10 protein-coding genes and 2 tRNA genes are annotated in these 10619 nt (G+C 58.1%); 6 read left to right on the plus strand and 6 right to left on the minus strand.

Features of this window, described 5'->3' with window-relative positions; translation table 11 throughout:
- Positions 1 to 108: 108 nt before the first annotated feature.
- Both L972_RS12415 and L972_RS12420 read left to right on the plus strand, forming a co-directional pair.
- Positions 109 to 194, plus strand: a tRNA-Leu gene (locus tag L972_RS12415).
- Between the two features lie 109 nt (positions 195 to 303).
- Positions 304 to 576 carry a late competence development ComFB family protein gene (locus L972_RS12420; protein ID WP_005343036.1) on the plus strand — a complete coding sequence of 91 codons (273 nt, stop codon included), beginning with the start codon at positions 304 to 306 and terminating at the stop codon, positions 574 to 576.
- Here the strand turns inward: L972_RS12420 and L972_RS12425 are convergent.
- Positions 571 to 780: a hypothetical protein gene (locus L972_RS12425; protein WP_005357820.1), complete on the minus strand. Its 210-nt coding sequence runs from the start codon at positions 778 to 780 to the stop codon at positions 571 to 573. The two genes, L972_RS12420 and L972_RS12425, sit on opposite strands and share 6 nt — an antisense overlap.
- 301 nt (positions 781 to 1081) lie before the next feature.
- Between L972_RS12425 and nhaC the strand changes: the two genes are divergently transcribed.
- Complete coding sequence (nhaC, locus tag L972_RS12430) at positions 1082 to 2491, plus strand: Na+/H+ antiporter NhaC (RefSeq protein WP_047438574.1); 1410 nt, start codon at positions 1082 to 1084, stop codon at positions 2489 to 2491.
- Between the two features lie 139 nt (positions 2492 to 2630).
- On the opposite strand, the gene erpA is transcribed toward nhaC, so the two are convergent.
- From erpA to clcA, 3 genes are all read right to left on the minus strand, one after another.
- Positions 2631 to 2981 carry an iron-sulfur cluster insertion protein ErpA gene (gene erpA / locus L972_RS12435; RefSeq protein WP_005340225.1) on the minus strand — a complete coding sequence of 117 codons (351 nt, stop codon included), beginning with the start codon at positions 2979 to 2981 and terminating at the stop codon, positions 2631 to 2633.
- Between the two features lie 87 nt (positions 2982 to 3068).
- Complete coding sequence (locus tag L972_RS12440; protein WP_005343032.1) at positions 3069 to 3764, minus strand: DUF6776 family protein; 696 nt, start codon at positions 3762 to 3764, stop codon at positions 3069 to 3071.
- Between the two features lie 91 nt (positions 3765 to 3855).
- Positions 3856 to 5244 carry a H(+)/Cl(-) exchange transporter ClcA gene (gene clcA / locus L972_RS12445; RefSeq protein WP_047438578.1) on the minus strand — a complete coding sequence of 463 codons (1389 nt, stop codon included), beginning with the start codon at positions 5242 to 5244 and terminating at the stop codon, positions 3856 to 3858.
- 244 nt (positions 5245 to 5488) lie between these two features.
- On the opposite strand from clcA, the gene hemL reads away from it, so the two are divergent.
- A complete protein-coding gene (gene hemL / locus L972_RS12450) occupies positions 5489 to 6775 on the plus strand; it encodes a glutamate-1-semialdehyde 2,1-aminomutase (RefSeq protein WP_047438580.1) in 1287 nt (428 codons plus the stop codon).
- A gap of 217 nt (positions 6776 to 6992) precedes the next feature.
- Complete coding sequence (locus L972_RS12455) at positions 6993 to 7808, plus strand: hypothetical protein (protein ID WP_047438581.1); 816 nt, start codon at positions 6993 to 6995, stop codon at positions 7806 to 7808.
- On the opposite strand, the gene L972_RS12460 is transcribed toward L972_RS12455, so the two are convergent.
- Together L972_RS12460 and L972_RS12465 are read right to left on the minus strand one after the other, a co-directional pair.
- Positions 7723 to 8625 (minus strand): sulfite exporter TauE/SafE family protein, encoded by a 903-nt coding sequence (locus L972_RS12460; protein ID WP_047438582.1) that lies wholly within the window; start codon positions 8623 to 8625, stop codon positions 7723 to 7725. The two genes, L972_RS12455 and L972_RS12460, sit on opposite strands and share 86 nt — an antisense overlap.
- Before the next feature lie 296 nt (positions 8626 to 8921).
- Positions 8922 to 9671, minus strand: coding sequence for a DsbA family protein (locus L972_RS12465; protein WP_047438584.1), 750 nt, complete (start codon positions 9669 to 9671; stop codon positions 8922 to 8924).
- Positions 9672 to 9868: 197 nt separating this feature from the next.
- On the opposite strand from L972_RS12465, the gene L972_RS12470 reads away from it, so the two are divergent.
- A tRNA-Ser gene (locus tag L972_RS12470) sits at positions 9869 to 9956 on the plus strand.
- Positions 9957 to 10619: the final 663 nt, after the last annotated feature.

Below are 10619 nucleotides of genomic sequence, written 5' to 3' on the forward strand. Positions count from 1 at the left end.
CCCGGGTGTGAGGGTTCGAGTCCCTCTCTTCGCACCATGCTTCTGACATGTAAAAACAGAGCAATGCGCTCCAACCGCATTTAAAAACCAGCTGGAGAAAATCAGTGTGCGAAGGTGGCGGAATTGGTAGACGCGCTAGCTTCAGGTGTTAGTGTCCCACGGATGTGAGGGTTCGAGTCCCTCTCTTCGCACCATTCATTGCGCAAAAGGCCCATCACGAAAGTGATGGGCCTTTTGTTTTTACTCCTTGTTATGGCTATGCTTTTGACGACTCACCGCTCATCGTCATGCCAAGGAACGCATATGATACTGGATACCGACATTCACAACTTTTACGAACATCTGGTGCTCAAGGAGATTGAGAAACAGGGGCTGCAGCAAAAGCTCAACAGCGATCAGATGGCCGACCTCTGCTGCCTCACCCTCAACCAGCTTCCGGCCCACTATATTCGCCACAATGTCGACATGATCTACTTCCTGACCGACGCCAAGCGCACCGAAATGGAAAAGCTGGTGGTCGAATCGCTCAAGGTGGCACAGCAGAAGATCAAGCAGGCTCCCGTCAAAAGCTCATAACCAGGGCTGCTGCCAGAGCAGGGTAACGATACCGGTCAACCCGGCCACTGGCAGCAAGATCAAGGCGGGCCGCAATCCGGGCTCCAGCATCACCCAGGCAGCCAGCAGAAAACCGGCACTCCAGGTGCCGTACTCTTTATCCTGACCCCATGCGAGTACGGCCACCGCCACCAGCAACATCATACCCCGCAATATCCAGCGCATTGTTTTCTCCCCAATCAACAATTGATAATAATTATCATCTTCATCTGCTGGGGATGCAAGTGGCGTCACAGGAAAGCTTCGTATGTGACCCTTTGTGTCAACAGGCCGCTCAAAAACGGGTTATGAGATCAACTAATTTGTGATTTTTTCAATCAAATGTGCATTTTTGCCAATTTGATGGGGCTTTAACCCGCCGGGTTTGTGGTAGATTGCGGCCTCTTTTTGGGTTGCCTCCTCGGGATCGATGTATCCACAGGACGAGAGGGAGTGACCTTGGCGAGCAAGAGTTTAGGAAGTATCTATGCAAAACCAACAAAACCACATCCGACTACCGGGCATGGCACAGGTGTTTGCCTGTCTGGCCATTTTCCTGGCCCTGGCATTCTCGTTCACCAGCGTGCTCGATCTGCCGATCCAGCTGGCGTTGTTCATCGCCTGGTTCGTCATCATGGGGCTTGGCATCAAACTCGGCCACGATTACAAATCCCTGGAACAGGCAGCCGTTGACGGCGTTGCCAAGGGAATGGGGGCCATCCTGATCCTGGTCTCCGTCGGTGCCCTGGTCGGCACCTGGATTGCCGGCGGCATTGTTCCCAGCATCATCTATTTCGGCCTCAAGGTGATCCATCCGTCCATCTTCCTGCTGGCAACCCTGATCATCTGCTCCCTGACCTCGCTGGCCACCGGCACCTCCTGGGGCTCTGCCGCCACCGCCGGTATCGCCATGATGGGGATCGGCCACAGCCTCGGCGTGCCTGCGCCGCTGGTAGCCGGTGCCGTGCTCTCCGGCGTCTACTTCGGTGACAAGCTCTCTCCGCTCTCCGACTCAGTAGTGCTGGCTTCGACCATGTCCAACGTCGACGTGGTGGAGCATATCAAGGGGATGCTGCCTATCAGCCTGCTCTCCTATGTCATCACCGCCGTGCTGTTCACCGTGGTGGGCATGCAGTATTCGGGCAATGTCAGCCTGGAGCAGGTCAATCTGGTGATGGAGGCCCTCGACAACCAGTTCAACATCACCCCGCTGGCCATAGTACCGGTGGTGCTGGTTCTGGGCCTGTTGGCCAATCGCAAGCCCGCCTTCCCGGTGATCAGCTTCGGCGCCCTGCTGGGCCTGATCTGGGCCATCGCCTTCCAAGGCATGGATCCGGTCAAGGCGATGCACTCGGCTTATAGTCCGTTTGCCATCACCTCCGGCATCGATTTTATCGACAACATTCTCGGTCGCGGCGGCATGGAGTCCATGCTGGGCTCGGTTGCGGTCATCATCTTCGGTCTCGGGTTTGGCGGCCTGCTGGAGAAGGTCGGTATTCTGGAAGTGATCGCCAGCGCCTTCGAGAAGCGCATCAACAGCGTCGGCAGCCTGACCAGCCACACCATCGGCACCGCGTTTCTGGCTAACGTGTTTGGCTCGGCCATGTATGTGTCGCTGATCCTGACTCCCAAGATCATGGCCAAGAACTACGACCGACTGGGACTGGCGCGCAAGAACCTCTCTCGCAACGCCGAGTTTGGCGGCACCCTCACCTGCGGCATGGTGCCCTGGAGCGACAACGGCATCTTCATGGCCGGGGTTCTGGGGGTGGCAACCCTCGACTACCTGCCCTACATGTGGCTGAGCTTCACCTGCATCATTGTGACCATCACCCTCGCCTACATGGGCAAGGCAGTGAATCGGGTCCCGCTGGTCGCGGCAGCAAGCTCCCGCTAAGCCATCCTGCAAACAACAAAGGCGCCATCGAGGCGCCTTTGTTGTTTCAGAGAAATGCTGTTTGATGGAGCTAACTGATCACCACAAACAAAAACAGCCCTCGTTGCCGAGAGCCGTTTCATCAGACCGATAACGCCGATCAGATGGAGAAGCTGGAGCCACAGCCACAGGTCGTGGTGGCATTGGGGTTGGTCACGGTGAAGCGTGAACCTTCCAGACCCTCGGTGTAATCCACACTGCCACCTACCAGATATTGCAGGCTCATGGGATCGATCACCATGGTGACGCCATTCTTCTCGACTACGGTGTCCCCGTCGTTGATCTTCTCATCAAAGGTAAAGCCATACTGGAAACCGGAGCAGCCCCCACCCGTGATGTATACCCGCAGCTTCAGCTCGGGATTCTCTTCCTCGGTGATCAGGTTCTTCACCTTGTTGGCCGCCGCATCCGTCATCTGGATGGGCAGCGGGGCTTCTGCTACTGCACTCATTACTGACCTCACAACCATTAGATCCACAAACATGGAAACCGCGAAATTATCCAATACCCGACCATTCAGTTCAAGTATTCACCACGTTTAACCGGCAGCGGGAACCGGAGCAGGCGGCGCGGCGACCAGCGGCTTGATCACCTCGCCCCACTCAACCAGCAGCTCTTGCGCCGGCTGCCTGCCATCCTTGTTGATGGTGACACGGATCCGATCCGGCACAAAGCCTTCCGGCAACTGCCAATTCCCTTCCAGCAGCTGGAAATAACGCAGGGCATAACGCCACTCGCTCACCTTCATTCCGAGATCGCGACCGGTCAGCGTCTTCGGCTTGTCGGCCAGGCTCCCCTCGACCCGGATCTGCACCTGACCACGGAACAGCTCCCGCTTTTTGGCGGGCTGGGTCAGGGCTAGACGATAGTGGTAACGACCGGGAATGCTGGTCTCCTGCAGGGTCAGGTTGTCGATCACCACCCCCACCTGTTCGCCGGTGGGGCGCATGATCCGCTCGAAAAAGGCCAGCTGGCGCTTGAGCTCCTGCACCTGCGCCTCCTGACTCTTCAGGGTGGTCTGCAACTGCTCGAAGGCCGCTTTCTGGGTCGCCAGCTGGGTATCTTTCACCCCCAACTCGGTCTTGAGCTGGCCGATGGCCTTGCCCTGACGATCCAGCGTCTCCTGCTGCACCACCAACAGACTGCTCTGGGCCAGCTCCTGACGGTTCCCGACAAAGTAACCGATGAGCCCGCCAACGGCTAACACGACCAATAACTTCAATAGATTGGACATAGCCCCTCATCCCGTTATCACGCCATTTACGGCAGCGCCTCTCCCTTCACTATACCGCCCTGACCGAGGCCAAAGGCGATAAAGGGAAAAATTAACTGGCCGTGGCGCTGCCATCACCCCGCTTTTGACGCGCGGCGAGCCGTAAAGTTCGCTCCAGGATCTGGGAATAGATGGGCCGGCCACCCAGCCACTGGGCAACCAGAGTCGCCCCGACCGTGGTAATCATCATCGGCAGGATCTGCTGATAGTTGTCGGTCATCTCGGTGACCAGCACGATACCCGTGATGGGGGCACGCACGGTGGCAGCAAACAGCGCCCCCATTCCGGCGATGGCAAAGGCGCCGGGCTCGATGCCAAGCTCCGGAAACGCCGCATGAAACAGATGGCCAAACACCACGCCAAACAGGGTGCCCAACGCCAAGGTCGGCGCAAACACCCCGCCCGGGGCACCGGAGCAGAAGCAGATGAGGGTCGCAACCAGCCGCACCGAGAAGATGAGGAACAGGGTCGCCATCGCATACTCATCCCCCATCAGATGAGGAATAAGCTCGGTGCCGCCGCCCGTCACCGAGGGGGCAAACAACGACAGCACACCAAACGTTCCGGCGACCACCATGCCGATGGCCACGAAACGGTGGCGCTTGTTCTGATGCAACGCCAGATAGCCATCCTGACAGGCCAGCACCAGCTTGTTGAAGACAAAACCGAGCACCCCGAAGGTGGCCCCCATAAAGAGGAACAGCCAGAGCGCCTTGAGGGCTGGCGCATCGTAGTGGGGTAGAGTGATCACCGCCCCCTGCCCTTTCATGTTCTGCAGCATCAGGGTCGCCATGATGGCGGAGATCCCCACCGCCTTGATGGCCAGAAAGGAGTAGCGAAACTGCGGCCGCATCTCCTCCATCACGAACAGGATGCCCGCCAGCGGCGCATTGAAGGCTGCCGCCAGACCGCCCGCCGCACCGGCGGCCAACAGGGCATGGCCATGCTCCTTGGGCAGCCGGAAGATATCCGCCACCATCTTGCCGAGGTTGCCGCCGATCTGTACCGAAGGCCCTTCCCGCCCCAGCACCATACCGGAGCTCAGGGTACAGATGCCGCCGAAAAACTTGACCGGCAACACTCGCCACCACCGCACCGGGCGCAGATCGTCCATCGCCCCCTCGATCTCGGGAATGCCGGAACCACCCGCTTCCGGGGCAAAGGTATGGGTGAGGAAGTAACCGACAAATCCCAGTAAGGCGCTGAAGCCAAAGCCAAGCAGACCGAGCTGCCACCAGGGACGGTCGGCCAGCAAGGCGATACGTTGTTCTGCCAGCCAGTGGACTCCCGATTCGAACAGGCCGCACACCAGTCCGGCCAGGGTGCCGACCAGCGCCGCCAGCAACAGAACCAGCAAGGGCATCTTGTCTTGCCGGATAATGCGGGAAAGCGGCCCCCGCGAAGCGGTTTCGGGTTCAGAGGAGAGAGCTTGTTGCGCCATCTTGTTACACCAACTTGGAAAAACCATATCGTCAGCTAGCTGAGATCAGGATCACCCGGCGCGTTGCTCGGCTGCCCAGGGCTGGGGCTTTCTGCTATAGTCGGCCCGTTAAATTTTTGTCACGGGAGCAGACCGAGAGTCCGGGTGGCGAGAGCGCAAAGCATACTCCTGATGCTCCGGCCTGCCGAGTCTCAATCGGCTGCAATCCCTTGTGTGACGACCAAAATCCCATTAAGGATGATCCATGTCAAAATCAGATCAGCTGTTTGAACAGGCCCGCCAGACCATTCCGGGTGGCGTCAACTCACCGGTCCGCGCCTTCAATGGGGTCGGCGGCACGCCCCGCTTCATCGATCACGCCGATGGCGCCTATCTCTATGATGTGGATGGTCAGGCCTACGTGGATTACATCGGCTCCTGGGGCCCCATGCTGCTGGGTCACAACCACCCAGCCATCAAGGCCGCCGTCATCAAGGCCGTTGAGAAAGGGCTAAGCTACGGTGCGCCGACCGAGATCGAAGTGCTGATGGCCGAGAAAGTCCGCCAGATCGTCCCCTCCATGGAGCAGGTGCGGATGGTGAACTCCGGCACCGAAGCCACCATGAGCGCCATTCGTCTGGCCCGTGGCTACACCGGCCGCGACAAGATCGTCAAATTCGAGGGTTGCTACCACGGCCACGCCGACTCCCTGCTGGTCAAGGCAGGTTCCGGCGCCCTGACCCTGGGTCAACCCAACAGCCCGGGCGTTCCGGCCGATTTCGCCAAACACACTCTCACCTGCGTGTTCAACGATCTGGAGTCGGTACGCGAAGCCTTCACCCAGTACGGCAGCGAGATCGCTTGCATCATCGTCGAGCCGGTCGCTGGCAACATGAACTGCATCCCGCCGGTGCCCGGCTTCCTGGAAGGGCTGCGCGCCATCTGTGACGAGTTCGGCGCCCTGCTGATCCTGGACGAAGTAATGACCGGCTTCCGCGTCTCTCTGCGCGGTGCTCAGGGTCACTACAACATCGACCCGGATCTCACCACTCTTGGCAAGATCATCGGTGCCGGCATGCCGGTGGGCGCCTTCGGTGGCAAGAAGAAGGTGATGCAGCACATCGCACCGACCGGCCCTGTCTATCAGGCGGGTACTCTCTCCGGCAACCCGGTGGCCATGGCAGCCGGTCTGACCATGCTGGATCTGCTGCTGGAGCCGGGCCTCTATGAGCAGCTGAGCGCCAAGACTGCGCAGGTTGCAGAAGGGCTGAAAGCGGCCGCCGCCAAACACGGCATCCCGCTCGCCATCAACTATGTGGGCGGCATGTTCGGCTTCTTCTTCACCGAAGAGAACGAAATCACCCGCTACGAGCAGGTCACTCGCTGCGATATGGAACGCTTCAAGCGCTTCTACCATCTAATGCTGGAAGAGGGCGTCTATCTGGCGCCGAGCGCCTACGAGGCGGGCTTCCTGTCGCTGGCTCACGGCGACAAGGAGATTGAACACACCCTGGCCGCCGCCGAGCGCAGCTTCGCCAAGCTGGCTGGCTAAATCACCGCTGGTTGTCGCAAAGGGCCCGTCATGGGCCCTTTTCTATTACAGAGACTCCATCACCACACAGGGCGGCAATACGCCCATTTATGGTGCATTCCCCCCTCGTCATCCACCAATTTGTCATCCTCTGGTGCAACTTGCCCCGCCATCCCTGTCATCAAGCAGGCCCACTATTTGCACATTCACCACAAGAGCCCACGTCACCGAGGTCCATATGGCAGAGATGAGCCCCATCGATGTGCTGCGGCGCTATCAGGAGTATCAGGAGGAGTTGACCCCGCTACTGCAGGGGCTGCTCAGCGCCCCCCTTGTCTCGCTCAAGGGGTATCCCTTTATCGTCAGCATTGACCATTATCAGGGGCCGATGTGCATCCAGCCTGCGGCACCAGCCGCCCATAACCGGTTGCACCTTATCGTGCAGGGGCAAGGACGGGAGATCACCGTCTGTCTGAATCAGCTGATTGGCTGGTTGATGGGGGACAGGGAGCGCCGCCGCGCCATGCCCTGGTTCAAGGCGGTCTATGTGAAGCTCAGCATGGCGCTGTTTCTCATCGTCGCCACCCTGATCTGGCACGGGCTGGAGCAGCTCTACCAGCTGTTGTGCGGCGAGCAGCAGAACCAGCTCGGCGCCTTTAGCGCCATTATCTTCCTGACGCTGGCACTGGCGGTGTTCGATCTGGGCAAGACCATTCTGGAAGAGGAGGTACTGCTGCATAAGGATATCTTCCGCCACAGCGCCATTCGCCGCACCATCACCCGCTTTATCGCCGCCATTCTGATCGCGGTCTCCATCGAGGGGCTGTTGCTGCTGTTCAAAGGCTCGCTCGGCCAGAGCGAGCTGCTCTGGCCTGCGGTCGGAGTGATGGGGTGTGCGGTGGGTTTGCTGCTAGCGCTTGGCCTCTATGTTTTTCTGGGGGCCAAGGCCGAAGCGGCACTGGTACAGGCTAGCCTGCGCTCTCCACCGTCAGCTGCACAAGGGAGCGACGCGCCGCCCGCCAGGAAGCGTACATGGTCCAGGAGGTATAGATGACGATAAAGGCAACCAACCACTTCAGCATCTCCATATCCATGGATTTGACCAGCATGGCGGCCAGCACCACACCGATGGGGCCAAAGATGGCTACCGCCAGCACCGCCTTGGCATCAAACGCCCCTTTGCGGATAAAAGTGCCTGCGGAGAAAACGCTGAGCACGGCGGTGGAACCCATCATGATGGGAAACGCCGCCAGCGGATTCATCCCCAGCAGATAAACCAACGTCATGCAGGGGGCAAACAGGCCGATACCGACATTCATCAGCACCCCGAAGATGAAATTGCCAAGCAGGGCGATCGCCAGCTTGTAGCCGCTGAGCCCCATCGCCTCGCCGCCTACAGGGAAAAGCCCCAGCAGACCGGCAAAGATAAGCCCTGCGACGACCAGCAAGGAGATAGCCATCACCAACCGGATGGTCTGCCGATCAAACGAGGCCACATGGCGAGCCCCCCAGGCCGCGCCCGCTGCGGCGGCCATCATCATGCTGATCAGCGTCAGCGGCTCCACTGCGACTGCACCGACGAAGATCAGCGACTGAGTCACGGTCGGCAGCACGCACTGCCCATTGAGGGTACCCGGCAGTACCCGATCATCGATCAGCTTGAACTGCTTGTAGCAGGCAGTCTTTACCGCAAAGCTGCCCACCCCCAGGGTATCGAGGAAGTTGGCAACCCCACCGATCAACGCCACCGGCCAGAAGGGGGTCGCCTCAAAGGATCCACTCTGCTTCTTCCGCCAGCAAGCTTGCACCAGCATAAAGATGAATACGAGGCCTCCGGCTATAAAAACCAGCCGTAAAATATCAACTAACATAGGGGTTTCTCCTGCAACGGGCGGCGATTCTAAGGCAAGCAGCAGAAAAAATCTTGACCGGAATTAAGCAATGCTCACGACACGCCTCTGCAAGGTGAAATATTTATCAATAGACTCCGAACGACTCTGCTAATACTTGTTACTGAGGCCAACAGGCCGGGTCCTGAGCACGTTGTTATGGTCCTTTCGCGACGACCACTTGTGCCAAAGGACATAATAAAAAAGAGGGCCGGTAGTGATACCGACCCTCTTTCTGTATCTGGCCGGGGCGCTGGGCCCTCGACCATGACAACTGCTTATTGAATGCTCTTGCCGGCACGCACGTCCTTGATAAACCCCTTCAGGCTGGCCAGATCACGGGGGGCACCGCGCAGGATCTGATCACCGATGATGAAGGCCGGGGTACCGGAGATACCGAGCGCTTCAGCCAGCGCACGGTTGGTACCGAGGTTCTGGTCAATGCTGCCATCCTTGATCTTGGCCTCCACCTTGCTCCAGTTCACACCAGCCGCCACAGCCAACTGCTTGACCTGTGCTTCATCAGCGAGCGGGCCCTGATGGGTATAGAGCTTCTCATGGAACGCCTGGTACTTGTCAGGCTGACCCAGCTGGACCGCCAGCGCAGCACGGGCTGCGAAGTAGGAGGACTCGCTAAGAATGGGGAACTGCTTGTAGATGTACCGGATGTCTTTGTCTTCCGCCATCAGCTGCTTGACCAGCGGATGGGCCCGTTTGCAGTAACCACAGTTGTAATCGAAAAACTCCACAATGGTCAGCGACGCCTTCGGATTCCCCATCTCGGGATCCTGATTGGCATAAAGCTGCTTGGAGTGAGCCTTAATCAGCGCCTTGTCACTCTCGGCCTGCTGGCTCTCCTGCTTGGCACGCAGGGCATTGGACATCTCAACCAGGATCTCGGGATTCTTGACCAGATAGTCGCGAACGATTTGCTCGACATCGCTTTTGGTCAGCTCGCTTGCATGTACCGGCGTCGCCAGCAGGGTCACGCCAGCCAGCGCGCAAAACAGGGCATTTTTAATAGTCATAACGTTATCTTGCAGAGGATATGATAGAGGCCACTATAGTGGTTGAGTCTGTTTTCAAGTCAAGTTATCTGGCCAAAAAAGCGCTTGATGCACCCTGATTGCCACTTTTTCATGTCGTTTCGTGCAATTAACCAGCAATCGAACCGGACGGGGATTTACAAGCCGGATCAGCATGGTAATATTCGCCGCACTGCTGCGGAGGGGTGGCAGAGCGGCTGAATGCACCGGTCTTGAAAACCGGCGATGGGCGACCATCCGTGGGTTCAAATCCCACCTCCTCCGCCATTCATACCGAGCCCATGCAACCATGTTGCGTGGGCTTTTTGTTTGCCTGCAATTTGCCACTCCTCATAGATCTCAACATATTAGTCTTCTTCAACTCCTTTCTTGATCTTCTCACCTGCGGGCTCAACAGCTGCCACAAGATCACCTATCAACATCGAACCTCTGCGTTCCTGCGCGTATCCCTTCCCATTTCCTTATTACCCCAAACAACAAGGACCCAAAGCAGCAACCACTGCGCCTGCGTGTTAGCACAGCCAACACACTCTCTGGCATAACGTCAGTGGGCGACTAACAAAATCATGGACAAGCAGAGGGCTCAAAAAGAAAGACTTCAGCTAACACAGGACGCAGATGCCCAGGAAAGATCGCAAGCAAGAGATCCTAGCGTACAGGCGAGCATAGGATTCGTGGGTTATGACTACGCCAGAGCCGCCATACAGAGCGACAGCGGTTCAGTGAAGAAAGAGTACCACGCGGAACATCAGGCTATTTGTAGAACCAGAAAGCAGCGCCGAGTAACAATAAGAACAGAGGAAAGGAGATAGGGCCGGTCAAAAATCAGGCTACCTTCTGAGTTTCAGGTAATAAAAAACCCCGCTCATTGAGCGGGGTTTCTTGGATTGGGTGCCTGGCAGTGTCCTACTCTCGCATGGCGAATGCCAC

It is taken from the genome of Aeromonas sp. ZOR0001 (assembly GCF_000801015.1).
GTDB classification, from domain to species: Bacteria; Pseudomonadota; Gammaproteobacteria; order Enterobacterales; family Aeromonadaceae; genus Aeromonas; species Aeromonas veronii.

What these genes read in the sequence shown, in the direction of transcription:
- L972_RS12420 (WP_005343036.1), top strand. Translation starts at nt 304, where the DNA reads ATGATACTGGATACCGACATTCACAACTTTTACGAACATCTGGTGCTC.
- L972_RS12425 (WP_005357820.1), bottom strand. Translation starts at nt 780, where the DNA reads ATGCGCTGGATATTGCGGGGTATGATGTTGCTGGTGGCGGTGGCCGTA.
- nhaC (WP_047438574.1), top strand. Translation starts at nt 1,082, where the DNA reads ATGCAAAACCAACAAAACCACATCCGACTACCGGGCATGGCACAGGTG.
- erpA (WP_005340225.1), bottom strand. Translation starts at nt 2,981, where the DNA reads ATGAGTGCAGTAGCAGAAGCCCCGCTGCCCATCCAGATGACGGATGCG.
- L972_RS12440 (WP_005343032.1), bottom strand. Translation starts at nt 3,764, where the DNA reads ATGTCCAATCTATTGAAGTTATTGGTCGTGTTAGCCGTTGGCGGGCTC.
- clcA (WP_047438578.1), bottom strand. Translation starts at nt 5,244, where the DNA reads ATGGCGCAACAAGCTCTCTCCTCTGAACCCGAAACCGCTTCGCGGGGG.
- hemL (WP_047438580.1), top strand. Translation starts at nt 5,489, where the DNA reads ATGTCAAAATCAGATCAGCTGTTTGAACAGGCCCGCCAGACCATTCCG.
- L972_RS12455 (WP_047438581.1), top strand. Translation starts at nt 6,993, where the DNA reads ATGGCAGAGATGAGCCCCATCGATGTGCTGCGGCGCTATCAGGAGTAT.
- L972_RS12460 (WP_047438582.1), bottom strand. Translation starts at nt 8,625, where the DNA reads ATGTTAGTTGATATTTTACGGCTGGTTTTTATAGCCGGAGGCCTCGTA.
- L972_RS12465 (WP_047438584.1), bottom strand. Translation starts at nt 9,671, where the DNA reads ATGACTATTAAAAATGCCCTGTTTTGCGCGCTGGCTGGCGTGACCCTG.